We start from the raw sequence: 13,158 nt of genomic DNA on the forward strand, positions 1-13,158 counted from the left end.
GATCACATTAAGAAGACTGGATGAAGACCCGCGACCGTATCCTTGAATGCGCCCTGCAGCTGTTCAACCAGAAGGGCGAACCGAACGTGTCGACCATGGAGGTGGCCAATGAAATGGGGATCAGCCCCGGCAACCTCTACTACCACTTCCATGGCAAGGAGCCACTGGTGCTCGGGTTGTTCGAGCGCTTCCAGAGTGAGCTGATGCCCCTGCTCGACCCACCGGCAGACGCCCAACTGGAAGCCGAGGACTATTGGCTGTTCCTGCACTTGATCATCGAGCATATGGCTCACTACCGGTTTTTGTTCCAGGATCTGTCAAACCTGGCGGGGCGCCTGCCGAAACTGGCCAAGGGCATTCGCAACCTGCTCACCGCGCTCAAGCGCACCCTTGCATCGCTGCTTGCGCACTTGAAGGCTGCGGGGCAATTGGTCAGCGATACCCAGGCGCTGGGGCAATTAGTGGAACAGATCACCATGACCCTGCTGTTCTCCCTGGACTATCAACGGATTCTCGATCGTGAAGGGGAGGTACGGGTGGTGATATATCAAATCATGATGCTGGTGGCCCCCCATCTGCTGCTACCGACACGACAGGCGACCGAGCGGTTGGCGCTGCGTTATCTGGAGGATGCGGTTTAACGGAGTGTCCAATACGGTCAGCCAAACTCCCCGAACTGCTGGGTAAACCTGAACAGTTCGCTGTCGCTCTTGATGCCCAACTTTCGATACGCCGATTGTTTTTGTGTACTGATCGTACTGACGCTGCGCGAGAACTTTGCCGCGATTGAATTCACAGACATCCCATCCAGAAAACACCGCAGAACTTCCTGCTCTTTTGGCGTAAGGCAGGCGTTCAACCATGACGAAGTTGAAAACTCCATGTTCGACGGTTTATGGGCAACATCAATAAGTGATTGCATACCCTGCAACGCTGGCATCATGCAGGGGTGCAGATAAATACGCCCCTGGGCCACCGTTCGAATCGCCGTAACCAACTCGCTCATGTTCTGGGTTTTGCCCAGTACCCCCCAACAACCTGCCTTCAAAGACATTGAAACAGTGGCGGGCGTGTAGTGCGAACATACAATCAAGGGCCTGCACTGGCGAAAACGTCGGTTCAACGTCTGGATCAAACTGAGGCCGTCGATTTCCGACGGTGCCAGAATAAAGTCCATGACCACCACATCCGCCGGCCGCAGGGTCAGCGCCTCCAATAATTGCTTCCCCGTGCCGAAGGAGCCGATCACACTGAGGTCGGCCTCTTTTCTCAAGCCCAACTCGATCCCCTGCCGAACCATCTCATGATCATCCAACAGAACGACGGTATATGGATTGGAACTTGAAGTCGGCATAAAGATACCCGCATGAATAAATGCAGCATCGAACCCACAATCACCCATTGTTTCTAGCCCGGTATAGCCCAGCCATGCACAGGGTTCAATACAGGCACGCAATAAGCCCCGCCACTTCCTACAGAAACAACTGAAAGAATATTCCCAATAGAACAGTAAAAAACCAAATTACAGCCGAAAAAAAATTTAACTAAAACAGCATGCTTTCGAACAATTTCGAACTAAAACTCGTCACGCTTCTATAGAAGTCATTCACGTTTAGATACAAATTACAGCCACCCGCCACTCAACACATGCTGTGTTTCAACCCGTGGCTGGCAACACCTGTCATTCATCAGTGGAAATGTCATGAACGTAAATGTTTTATCTACTGTCGCGGCCGCATTGGCCTTGACTGTTGCTGTATCACACTGCGCGCACGCTGCAGATGGCGTTATGAACTTCAGCGGCCTGGTCACCGATGTGACTTGCACGGTCGAGGGTGCGGCACCGGGCACCGGGGCTGTGGTCAAGGACGTCAACCTGGGCGGGGTTTCTGCCGCGCGCTTGGCGAAACCGGGTGATCGCGCCAACCTCACAGGCTTCACCATTCGCATTGGCGCGCCTGGCGAAGGCAGCTGCACCAACGGTCGCACCGCCATGGTTGCATTCGATCCCACCAGCCCCGCCATTGATGTGGCGACCGGCCGTTTGAACATCGATGGCCATGATGACCCGTCCGACACAACCAATGCCAAGAACGTACAGGTTGAAGTGACTAAACGCGATGGCTCGCCCCTGAACGTATACACCGAAAAATCTGAAGGCGTGGTAATCGCCGACAACCAGGCATTGATCCCACTGGCCGCACAAATGTATGCCAGCGGCGCGTCCACTGAAGGTACGGTCAAGACTCGGGTCGGCTTTACGATCGTGTACGCCGATTAAGGTGTGTAGACAACGGACCTGCAGCCGTCAGGCAGGTCCTCCCCTGACCCGAAGAGACCTCTGACACCATGAAAAGAATGGTCTGCCTCGCATTTGTAGCCTGTGGATTTGGGTTGCTCCCACCGCTGGCGCCCCCAGCCCATGCCGGCGTGATTATTTACGGTACCCGCGTGATCTTCCCGGCGGAACAACGAGAGGTCGTCGTGCGCCTGGAAAACAAGGGAGACCGTCCGGCGCTGGTGCAATCCTGGCTGGATACGGGCAATCCACACTCAACACCGAGCACAACGCAAACGCCGTTCACCCTTTCGCCGCCGATCTTCCGCATTGAGCCGCATCAGCAACAGGCGTTGCGCCTACGCTACTCCGGCGAACCAGCACCTGCCGATCGCGAAAGCCTGTACTGGCTGAATGTGCTGGAAGTACCGCCGCGCACCGCCAATACCGAACAAAACAACCAGATCGAACTGGCGTTCCGTACCCGCGTGCGCGTGTTCCTGCGGCCCGATGCATTGCCCTACCCGGTGAGCAGCGCCCCATCAAAACTGCAATGGGCACTGGTGGCCCACGAGCAGGGCTATGCGCTGCAAGCGACCAACCTGACGCCCTACCATATCTCCTTGACCTCGGTTGACTTGCTGAGCGGCGGCAAACGCTTCAGCAAAGCGGCAAACAAGGATGCCAACGATGGCCTGCTCATGCCGGCCGGTGACATCAAATTGTTTGCACTGCCGCTGCTGCGCAGTCGCCCCAACGATGTGGCAGAAGTCGAGTTCACCAGCGTCAGTGACTTCGGTGCCCGCGTGCGCCACTCGGCCCCCCTTGCCCCTCCAGCCGCCAGATGAATACCCAGATGAACGCGCGCTCCATTTCATACTTGTCAGTCAAGTTCATGGCCTTGGTTTTCGTGCTGTCGGGCAGCACTGCCGCACACGCGAGTGTTGTCATCGACAACACCCGTATTGTCTACCCGCAGCACGCCAAGGAGGTGACGGTCAGGCTTGAAAGCAAGAATCAGGCACCGGTGTTGATCCAGGCCTGGCTGGACAAGGGCGACGAGCACTCGACACCGGACCTGACCGGCATTCCTTTTATTGCCACCCCTCCCATTTTTCGTATGGAGCCAGGCAAACAACAGGTCATGCGCCTGGCGTATACGGGAGAGGCCTTGCCGTCGGCCCAGGAAAGCCTGTTTTGGTTCAATGTGCTCGAGGTACCCGCCCAATCGCAAGGCCCCGAACACAGCAACCAGTTGCAGCTCGCCTTCCGCTCTCGGATCAAGCTGTTTTTCCGTCCGCCCAACCTGCCTTACGGCGCCGACGCCGCACCCGGAAAACTGCAATGGCGTCGCGAATTGACCGAGCAAGGCCAAGTCCTGGAAGTCTATAACCCCACGCCTTACTACGTGACATTCGAACAGGTCCAACTGCTCGAGGCCCAGCACGGCCCTACCCACCAGGCCTCCACCTCAGGCACCGCGAATATGGTGATGCCCGGCGGTCGCAGCCGTTTTGAACTGCCCAACCTCAAGTCGCCGCCAGGCAACGCGGCAACCGTGGAGTTTCAGACGCTGGATGACTTCGGAGTAACGGTCTCTCACCGCGCCAAGGTCTCCACATGACCACCTGACGCCGCCGCCTCACGAGCCGCCATCGCCTGGAGGGTCACGCAGCTCACTTCATTACCTACGTTCGGTTGATGCCCATTGTTCAGGGCAGGGCTTCCCTTTGCCCACATTCGGACAGCACCTTTTTTGAGAATGCCAAACATGAGTTTGAACACGCCCGCCAGGGTGAGCAACGGGTCCCTGATACGTCGTCGATTACCGTTCATGGCGCGTGGCCTGATACTGCTGACCAGCGCTCACGCCTGGGGTGCAGGCGCTGTCGAGAATGTCGAATTCAACCCCGCCTTCTTCCCGGATGCCGTCAGAGGCCGACAGGTTGATATTTCAAAGTTCAGCCAGGGCAACGTTGTTCTGCCCGGAAGCTACCGCATCGATATTTATCTGAACGGTCAGTGGATCGGGCGGGAAACCCTGTCATTCGTTGCGGTGCAAGGCCGAGACTCTGCACAAATGTGCCTGGAGCGCGAAGCGCTTCTGCGGTTTGGAATCCAGGTGGATGCGCCGCACAATCAACCCACCGAACCCGCTCAAGCACCGCGTCGTACCTTTGCCAGCTGCGATGATATTTCGTCCTACCTGCCGGGCAGCAGCAGCCAGTTCGACGCCGGCGAAAACCGCCTGGCGCTGCAGGTTCCGCAGATCTACCTGGCGCGCAAGGCGCGGGGCTATGTCGACCCACAACATTGGGACAGTGGGATCGACGCCGCCTTTGTACGCTACAACGCCAACACGTTTGTGACCCGTACGAATGGCCGCTCGCTCGACTCCCAGTACCTGGGGCTGAACACCGGGCTCAACCTGGGCGATTGGCACTGGCGTCATAACGCCAGCTTCAACCGCACCGACTCCACTTCGAAGTACCAAAGCAGTGCCACCTATGTGCAGCGGGAACTGAGCCCGCTCCAGTCACAGTTGATGATGGGAGAAACCTACACGCCAGGCGATCTGTTCGACAGTGTGCGCCTGCGGGGGATCAGCCTGTTCAGCGATGATCGGATGCTGCCGGACTCCCAGACAGGTTTTGCGCCGGTCGTGCGCGGCATCGCCGAGACCAATGCGCGGGTCACGGTGCGCCAGCGCGGCGTGTTGCTGGATGAAGTTTCCGTCGCCCCTGGCCCCTTCGTGCTCAACGACCTGTTTCCCACCGGCTATGGTGGCGATCTGACCGTTACGATCACCGAGGCCGATGGTCGTCAACGCGAGTTCATCGTTCCGTTCGCCGCCAACGCCAACCTGCTGCGTACGGGCTATCACCGTTACGCACTGAGTGTCGGCCAGTTGGATGAAATTGGCCTGCGCCACCCACCCAAGCTGATGCAAGCCACTTACCAACATGGCCTCAGCAACCTGCTGACCGGCTATACCGGCGCGGTGCTGGGCGAAGACTACCGGTCCCATTTGTTGGGTACAGCGTTCAATACCCCGTTTGGCGCGCTGTCCATTGACCTGACCCATTCGAATGCAACGTTGCCGGGCCACGGGTCCCGTGACGGACGAAGCGTGCAGTTGCGCTACAGCAAGAACTTCACCGAGACCGGCACCCACTTTGCCCTCGGCGCCTATCGCTACTCCACCGAAGGTTTCCTGAGCGCTGCCGATGCCGCCCGGGTTCGCGACCTGGCCATAGACGGAGGCAACCTGGAGCACGTATCGCGTTTGCGCGACAGGATGGACATCAGCCTCAATCAAAGCCTGGGCAACGGATCGATATACCTTACCGGCTCGTCGCAGAACTATTGGAACCGCAAAAGCGGCAACTTGACGTTCACCACGGGGTACACGGGCAGTTGGAAGGGCCTGCACTACACCGTCAGCGCCCAGCGCACCAAGGACTTACTCAGTGAGCGGATCGACCAGCAATTGGAGCTGACCCTGAGCCTGCCCTTGGGCAGCCGCGCACGCACACCGACCTTGACCACCACCGCGTATCGCGGCAACCAAGGCGACGGCGAGCGGTTGAGCCTGGGCGGCACTCTGGGTGAGCGCAACGAGTTCACCTACGGGATAGGGGCCAGCCGGGTACAGGGTGCCAGTACGGCGACGAGCGCTGACGCGAAGTACCAGACCAGCCAGGGGGTGGTGTCCGCCGGTTTCGGGCAGGGCAACACCTACCGCGCGATGTCGCTCGGCATGACCGGCGGTATCGTTGCCCATGCAGAGGGCGTGACTTTCGCTCCGGAGCTGGGCGACACCATCGGTGTCGTCCAGGCGCCTGATGCCCAGGGTGCGCGGATCAATGGCAACCACAGCGCCCAGGTCGGCCGGAGCGGCTTTGCCGTGGTGCCCCACCTCACGCCGTATCGACAGAACGCGGTGGAACTCGACCCCAAAGACCTATCGGTGGATGTGGAACTCAAGACCGCTGCGCAAAACGTCGCACCGCGTGCCGGTTCAGTGGTGAAGCTGCAGTTCGCTACCGTCAGCGGTCAAGCCATCTTGATCACGGCACTGCGCGACGATGCCAGCCCACTGCCGTTCGGTTCGGACGTATTCGATGAAGACGGCGCCAGCGTCGGCATTGTCGGCCAGGGCGGTAAAGCCTTTGTGCGAGTGGCGCGTGCGCAGGGGCGGTTAACCGTCAAATGGGGGGGCGATACCGAGGACTCTTGCCGGCTGCAATACCGCCTGGGCACAGGGCCGAAGGCGAATGGCTCAGCGCGTTTGCGCCATCTGGACGCAGGCACTTGCAAAACCCATACGAGCGGTTGATTGGGCGCAAGCCTGCATGTTGCCGCAGCCCCTCTATTTCTCCTAGCGGACTGAAGATGAAACATTCCACCAAACTCGTTTCGACCCTCGCGACCCTTGCGCTGCCAATCGCCGCGCAAGCGGCATGCACCCGGTATCCCGATGCAACGCTGACGCTGAACATGCCGACGACTATCACCGTACCGGACAACCTGCCTGTCGGGAGTGTCATCACCCGCCAGACATTCAGCGGTACGTCAGAAGCCTTTTTTGCCGATTGCGGGCCGACCCTGAGAACAATCATCGGCCGATACCCACGCCAAACAGACCCGGCAACAGGCGCTTATCAAACCGAGGCGCCGGGGGTTGGGCTGCACGTCAGATTGAAATGGGCCGATGGAGGCCCCGCAACCTTTGGGTTACATAGCCAAACAGGCGCGATACCCCCTGGGCGGGTTCCCAGCTTCATCGCCGCAGAGGCCTTGTTCTACAAAACCGGTCCTGTCACAGACGGAACAGTGCCTGGCGGGTTCCTCTGGTCGGACAGATGGGGCAGCGTTCCAGACAAATTCACCCTGATGCTGGGCAACTCGGTTCGCTTTATCAGGCCCGCGGCCACCTGCGACCTGGCAGCCGGCGACGTAAACCGCACGATTACACTTCCCGCCATCAAGGTCAGCGATTTGGACAAGGCCGTCCATGCGGGCGCACACAACTTTGAACTGATCGCCAACTGCAGCAATGCCGCCAACGTCACCTTCCGCTTCAGCGGCACGCCCGCATCGGGGAACAACGCGCTCTTCGCCAATACAGGCACGGCCAAGGGCGTCGCATTGTGGCTGTACTCACGCATCAATGGCGTGCCCCAGAACATCAGCATCAATGGCGAGCGCACGCTGGCGGTTTCCGGCAACCGTGCAGTTTTGCCGCTCGGTGCCGCTTATCACAAAAACGGTACGGTGAGCCAAGGCACGCTGGTGAGTACCGCCACCGTCAACATTACCTACAACTGAAACCCTGAGAACGACCCGATGAAGATCCCACCCCTGCCCCTGCTGCTGGTTATTACGGCGAGCCTTGTCCACATCACGGCCCAGGCCGTAACGACAGGCACCTTGCGTTTTACCGGCCAGGTCAACGCCGGCACCTGTAACCTGGCGGCCGGCGATGTGAACCGCACCATTACGCTGCCAACCGTCAAGATTTCAGACTTCGACAAGAGTGCTTCGGCAGGCTCGCACGACTTCGAAATATCCGCCGACTGCGAATCGGACATCCGCAACGTGGTTTTCCTGTTCGCCGGCACCCCATCCACCGGGAACGCTGCACTGTTTGCCAATACCGGAACGTCGGCCGGCACGGCTCTTTGGCTGGCACATCGTGCGACCTCTGTTGATGCCATCCCTGCCAACGGCACCGCCGCTCAGCGCAGCCGGACGATTGCGACAAGCAACAAAAAAGCCGTCATACCGCTCAACGCGGCCTACTATAAAATCGGTGCGATCACCCAGGGAACCCTGGCCAGCGCGGTGACCGTATCGATCACGTACAACTGATGGCGACTTAAGCGGCTGCGCCCTGGGCAAAAAAAATGCCTGACCTTTGCGGGTCAGGCATTTTTATGTCCCGGAAGAAATCAGGACTGACTGGATGGCGTCGGGGTAACCGGCGCTGCAGTCGGAGCCACAGCTGCGGGCGTCGGTGCGGACACCGAGTTGGCCGTGGAAGCAGTGGATGCAGGTGCACTGGCAGGTTTGGCCGCTACAGCTGGCTTGGGCGCCGCTGGTTTTTTAGCCGCAGCTGGCTTCTTCACGACGGCCGGTTTGGCCGCTGGCTTGGCTGCAGGTTTTGCAGTGGCTGCCTTGGCAACGGGTTTGGCGGCTACGGTTTTAGCTGCTGGCTTGGCGGCGGGTTTAGCAGCTGCCTTGGCTGCAGGTTTAGCTGCTGGCTTGGCAGCCACTTTTGCGGCCACTGGTTTAGCGGCAGGCTTGGCGGCCGGTTTGGCCGCTGCGGTTTTTGCCGCTGGCTTGGCTGCTGGCTTGGCGGCAGCTTTGGCTGGAGCCTTGGCAGCCGGCTTGGCGGCAGCTTTTACCAGAGGCTTGGCAGCGGCTTTCGCGGCGGGCTTGGCAGCAGCGATTTTAGCGGCAGGCTTGGCTGCCGGTTTGGCGGCTGCGGTTTTCACCGGAGTCACTTTGGCGCCGGTGAGCTTTTCGATCTGCTTGGTCAGGGTATCGACCTTGCTATGCAACGCCTTCAATTCCGCTTTGCTTGGCACCCCAAGCCGCGAAATAGCACTGTGGAGGCGTTTATCGAACGTCTCTTCCAACTTGCCCCAAGTGTCAGAAATGCTCGACTTGGCGGAGCCGGCAGTTGCCTTCGCCGCTTCAACTTTTTTACCCACCGTGCTCTTGGTCAACTTCTCGGCTTTCTCGCCGTCTTTAACCAGCGTCTCGAAGAGTTTGCTGCCGTCACTGTCGATCTTCGAGTAAACGCCTAAACCAGCGAGCCAGATTTTGCGGGAATATTCTTCAACTTTCCCGACCCACGAGCTGCCTTCTTTCTGAGTAGTCTTTTTAACAGCCATCCCGATGTCTCCTTAGTGTTTACGCGCGACACGTTCGAGCAATGCCGTCAGCTCTTCGAGCTTAGCAGAGAGTGTCTCCACGTCATGTTTAGTCGCAATGCCGATTCGATTCAAGGCACTTGCAACACGAGTATCAAAAGCTTTTTCAACTTTATCCAGCTGAACTTCAACCAGGCCTTTGACGCTGGAGACATTACTCTTTACTTGGTCAATCTGACTATTGGCAGCATCAAGTTGTTCAACTACAACTTTTTTGCCTTTACTTTCAACATGTTGGCCAGTTTTAACCAGCTCTTTGAAGTACTCGCCGCCCTCGCTTCCGACCTTGGCGTAGGCCCCAAGACCTGCCAGCCAGATCTTGCGGGCGTAGCTTTTAACGTCACTCAGGGCAGTGGTCTGAGCGTCGATTTTTTTCTTCAGGATAACTTTGGCCATGGTGCACCTCACGCAGAATAGGGTGGAGGAACGGCCCACAGGAGTTGAGGGCTTGGGCACAAAGTAGGTTGAAAAATTAGAATCGGCACCCTAAGAGCAATCGGATCAGGCCAGGGCTTTATCCAGGGCTTTCTCGATTTCGGACTTGATGGTGCCACTCATGGCCGACATCAACAGGCCCAGTTCCACATCAATACGCAGCGAATCATCCGCCACCCACACCGTGCCTTTAACCCCCGAACGCTTGAGGTTCAAGGTGTCGCCAGACCACGACGGCTCCAGGCCATATTGCTCCTGGAGTTTGCTCGCCAACTTTTCGGCCTTGGCGCGTGCGCCTTCTTTACCCAGGGAATGTGCACGCTCAACGGTAATACGGGCCATTGCGATGACTCCTCTTTATAACGACTGGAACACCCGCCATGCGGCAAAAGGTCTCGGTGGCCCTCTATCTTACCTTCAGCCTTGCCAAGACAAAGCAGGCCTTGGGGATTATCATGTCCCGCATTCTCTTTTGGTGACAGCGATATGACTGATCAGCGCAAAGGCAGCGATGCCGAACCCACCACTCACTTCGGTTTCAAGAACGTCCCGGAAAGCCAGAAAGCGGAAAAAGTCGCTGAGGTGTTCCACTCCGTAGCCGCCAAGTACGACCTGATGAACGATGTGCTCTCGGGTGGCATGCACCGCCTGTGGAAACGCTTCACCATCGAGCTGTCGGGCGTGCGCACCGGCAACCGCGTGCTGGACATCGCCGGCGGCACGGGCGACCTGGCGGCCAAGTTCTCCAAGCTCGTCGGCCCGACCGGCCAGGTGGTGCTGGCAGATATCAATGGCTCGATGCTCAAGGTCGGCCGCGATCGCCTGCTCGACAAAGGCGTGGCCGGCAATATCGAATTCGTCCAGGCCGACGCTGAAAAGCTGCCGTTCCCCGACAACCATTTCGACTGTGTGACCATCGCCTTCGGCCTGCGCAACGTGACCCACAAGGAAGACGCGATCCGCTCGATGCTGCGCGTGCTCAAGCCGGGTGGCCGCCTGCTGGTGCTGGAGTTCTCCAAGCCGACCAACGCGCTGATGTCCAAGGTCTACGACACCTACTCGTTCGCCTTCATGCCGTTGATGGGCAAGCTGATCACCAATGACGCCGAAAGCTATCGCTACCTGGCCGAGTCGATCCGCATGCACCCCGACCAGGAAACCCTGAAGTCGATGATGGTGGAGGCCGGTTTCGACCGCGTGACGTACCACAATATGACGTCGGGCATCGTCGCCTTGCACCGCGGCATCAAGCCCTGATGCTGCTCAAAGGTCTTCTCGCCAGCGTCGAACACGGCCTCAACCGTGTACTGCACCTGGACAGCACCGCCCTGGCACGGCTCGCGCACCTGAACGGCAAGATCATTGCCGTCGACTGCCGCAGCCCTGCCTTGCAGCTGTTTATCCTGCCCAGCGATGAAGGCCTGCTGCTTGCCAGCCACTGGGCTGCCGAGGCCGACTGCACCCTGCGCGCGCCGGCCTCCAGCCTGTTGCATCTGGCGCTGAGCCGTAACAAGACCGCCATCCTGCATGGCCCGGAAGTGGAGCTGGAAGGCGATAGCGCGGTGCTGATGGACCTGGCCGCCGTGCTGCAGGACCTGGAGCTGGACTGGGAATACGAGCTGTCACAATGGATCGGCCCAGTCGCCACCCAACTGATCAGCGGGCACCTGCGCAGCCGCGCACGCTGGTACCAGCAGGGGTTCGCCAGCCTCAACCAGAACCTCGCCGAATACCTGAGCGAAGAATCGCGCACCCTGGTCGGACAACGGGAAGCGCAAGCGCGCTTTCGCGAACTCGACAAGGCCAAAATCGACCTGGAACGCCTTGAGGCACGCTTCGAGCGCCTGAGCCGTTCCCTTGATCCAAGCGATAACGCATGAAGCTGCTCGCCGTCCGCCGTTTGTTTCGTATCCAGCGCGTCGTAATCCGCTACCGCCTCGATGACCTGCTGTTCGCCCTGCCTCTCCCCTGGTTCCTGCTGGCGGTGCGCTATGTGCTGCCGTGGCGCTGGTTCCCGCGCAAGCCGCTGGAACTGAGCCGTGGCGCGCGCCTGCGCCTGGCCCTGCAGGACCTGGGGCCGATCTTTATCAAGTTCGGGCAGATTCTCTCGACCCGCCGCGACCTGCTGCCCGAAGACATCGCCGACGAACTGATGCTGCTGCAAGACCGCGTGCCGCCGTTTGATTCGCAGCAGTCGATGAAGCTGATCGAAGAGCAGCTGGGCAAGAAAATCAGCGACGTGTTCAGCCGCTTCGACGTCGAGCCCCTGGCCTCGGCCTCGGTGGCACAAGTGCATGCCGCGCAACTCAAGACCGGCGAAGAAGTGGTGGTGAAGGTGATCCGTCCGGGCCTCAAGCCGATCATCGGCCAGGACCTGGCATGGCTGTTTATCCTCGCCCGCGCCGCTGAACGCTTTTCTGCCGATGCGCGCCTGCTGCACCCGGTGGACGTGGTCGCCGACTACGAAAAAACCATCTACGACGAGCTCGACCTGCTGCGCGAAGCGGCCAACGCCAGCCAGCTCAAGCGCAATTTCGAAGGTTCGCCGCTGCTGTATGTGCCGCAAGTCTACTGGGACTGGTGCCGCCCGAAAGTGCTGGTAATGGAGCGTATCTACGGCGTGCAGGTCACCGACCTCGCCACCCTGGCCGACCAGCGCACCGACATGAAAATGCTGGCCGAGCGTGGCGTGGAAATTTTCTTCACCCAGGTGTTCCGCGACAGCTTCTTCCATGCCGACATGCACCCAGGCAACATCTTCGTCAGCACCGTCAACCCGTGGAGCCCGCAGTACATCGCGATCGACTGCGGCATCGTCGGCAGCCTGACCCCGGAAGACCAGGATTACCTGGCGCGCAACCTGTTCGCCTTCTTCAAGCGCGACTACCGCCGCGTGGCGCAGTTGCACATCGACTCGGGCTGGGTACCGGCAGAAACCAAGCTCAATGAATTCGAAGCGGCAATCCGTACCGTTTGCGAGCCGATCTTCGAAAAACCGTTAAAAGATATTTCCTTCGGCCAGGTGCTGATGCGCCTGTTCCAGACCGCGCGACGCTTCAATATGGAAGTGCAGCCGCAGCTTGTTCTTTTGCAGAAAACCCTGCTGAACATCGAGGGCCTGGGCCGTCAGCTGTACCCGGACCTCGACTTGTGGAACACCGCACAACCGTTCCTCGAACGCTGGATGCGCGAGCGCGTCAGCCCGAAAACCCTGCTGGGCAACCTGCAAAGCCAGGTCGAACAGCTGCCGCACTTGGCCAATATGACCCGCGACCTGCTGGAGCGCATGTCCCAGCCCCACGCCAAGGACCCGTCGCCACCGTGGCAACAGCGCAAGGATGACTGGTTCCTGCGCTTGCTGGGGGCCGCGCACCTGGTGGGCGGGGTGATGCTGGCCATCGGCGGGCCATTGAACGAGTTGGGCCACTGGCCGGCCGGGATCATGGTCGCCGTGGGTGTTTATCTGATCGTGCGTCGATAGCCGATCCGGTTATACACTGTCGC

At 59.3% G+C, this 13,158-nt stretch carries 14 protein-coding genes; 10 read left to right on the plus strand and 4 right to left on the minus strand.

Translation table 11 applies throughout. From position 1 onward, the window contains the following. Window positions 1-20: 20 nt before the first annotated feature. Window positions 21-641, plus strand: a complete 621-nt coding sequence (locus A7317_RS01480; protein ID WP_024072948.1) for a TetR/AcrR family transcriptional regulator — start codon at window positions 21-23, stop codon at window positions 639-641. A 17-nt stretch (window positions 642-658) separates the two neighbouring features. Here the strand turns inward: A7317_RS01480 and A7317_RS01485 are convergent, their stop codons facing one another. After that, window positions 659-1,354 (minus strand): response regulator transcription factor, encoded by a 696-nt coding sequence (locus A7317_RS01485; protein ID WP_041161082.1) that lies wholly within the window; start codon window positions 1,352-1,354, stop codon window positions 659-661. Window positions 1,355-1,702: 348 nt separating this feature from the next. Here A7317_RS01485 and A7317_RS01490 point away from each other — a divergent pair, with 348 nt between their 5' ends. From A7317_RS01490 to A7317_RS01515, 6 genes are all read left to right on the plus strand, one after another. Then, window positions 1,703-2,281: a fimbrial protein gene (locus A7317_RS01490; RefSeq protein WP_024072946.1), complete on the plus strand. Its 579-nt coding sequence runs from the start codon at window positions 1,703-1,705 to the stop codon at window positions 2,279-2,281. 68 nt (window positions 2,282-2,349) lie between these two features. Beyond that, window positions 2,350-3,126, plus strand: a complete 777-nt coding sequence (locus A7317_RS01495) for a molecular chaperone (RefSeq protein WP_069075068.1) — start codon at window positions 2,350-2,352, stop codon at window positions 3,124-3,126. A gap of 8 nt (window positions 3,127-3,134) precedes the next feature. Then, entirely contained in the window at window positions 3,135-3,902 is a 768-nt protein-coding gene (locus A7317_RS01500; RefSeq protein WP_069075069.1) for a molecular chaperone, read from the plus strand. Between the two features lie 147 nt (window positions 3,903-4,049). Next, window positions 4,050-6,617, plus strand: a complete 2,568-nt coding sequence (locus tag A7317_RS01505; RefSeq protein WP_069075070.1) for a fimbria/pilus outer membrane usher protein — start codon at window positions 4,050-4,052, stop codon at window positions 6,615-6,617. A 56-nt stretch (window positions 6,618-6,673) separates the two neighbouring features. After that, entirely contained in the window at window positions 6,674-7,609 is a 936-nt protein-coding gene (locus tag A7317_RS01510; RefSeq protein ID WP_069075071.1) for a fimbrial protein, read from the plus strand. An 18-nt stretch (window positions 7,610-7,627) separates the two neighbouring features. Continuing rightward, window positions 7,628-8,152, plus strand: coding sequence for a fimbrial protein (locus A7317_RS01515; protein WP_069075072.1), 525 nt, complete (start codon window positions 7,628-7,630; stop codon window positions 8,150-8,152). Between the two features lie 80 nt (window positions 8,153-8,232). Here A7317_RS01515 and A7317_RS01520 read toward each other — a convergent pair whose 3' ends face one another. From A7317_RS01520 to A7317_RS01530, 3 genes are all read right to left on the minus strand, one after another. Continuing rightward, window positions 8,233-9,180, minus strand: coding sequence for a phasin family protein (locus A7317_RS01520; RefSeq protein ID WP_069075073.1), 948 nt, complete (start codon window positions 9,178-9,180; stop codon window positions 8,233-8,235). A 12-nt stretch (window positions 9,181-9,192) separates the two neighbouring features. Further along, complete coding sequence (locus A7317_RS01525) at window positions 9,193-9,615, minus strand: phasin family protein (RefSeq protein ID WP_024072939.1); 423 nt, start codon at window positions 9,613-9,615, stop codon at window positions 9,193-9,195. A 105-nt stretch (window positions 9,616-9,720) separates the two neighbouring features. After that, complete coding sequence (locus A7317_RS01530) at window positions 9,721-9,996, minus strand: polyhydroxyalkanoic acid system family protein (RefSeq protein WP_024072938.1); 276 nt, start codon at window positions 9,994-9,996, stop codon at window positions 9,721-9,723. Between the two features lie 144 nt (window positions 9,997-10,140). Here A7317_RS01530 and ubiE point away from each other — a divergent pair, with 144 nt between their 5' ends. Genes ubiE through ubiB form a run of 3 tightly spaced genes read left to right on the plus strand, consistent with a single transcriptional unit; the run spans window position 10,141 to window position 13,135 of the window. Continuing rightward, complete coding sequence (gene ubiE, locus A7317_RS01535) at window positions 10,141-10,911, plus strand: bifunctional demethylmenaquinone methyltransferase/2-methoxy-6-polyprenyl-1,4-benzoquinol methylase UbiE (RefSeq protein WP_003171186.1); 771 nt, start codon at window positions 10,141-10,143, stop codon at window positions 10,909-10,911. Beyond that, window positions 10,911-11,534: a ubiquinone biosynthesis accessory factor UbiJ gene (locus A7317_RS01540; protein ID WP_024072936.1), complete on the plus strand. Its 624-nt coding sequence runs from the start codon at window positions 10,911-10,913 to the stop codon at window positions 11,532-11,534. The genes ubiE and A7317_RS01540 overlap by 1 nt, the downstream gene beginning before the upstream one ends. Then, window positions 11,531-13,135, plus strand: a complete 1,605-nt coding sequence (gene ubiB / locus A7317_RS01545) for a ubiquinone biosynthesis regulatory protein kinase UbiB (protein ID WP_024072935.1) — start codon at window positions 11,531-11,533, stop codon at window positions 13,133-13,135. The genes A7317_RS01540 and ubiB overlap by 4 nt, the downstream gene beginning before the upstream one ends. Window positions 13,136-13,158: the final 23 nt, after the last annotated feature.

Source organism: Pseudomonas fluorescens (assembly GCF_001708445.1).
Lineage (GTDB): Bacteria > Pseudomonadota > Gammaproteobacteria > Pseudomonadales > Pseudomonadaceae > Aquipseudomonas > Aquipseudomonas gorinensis.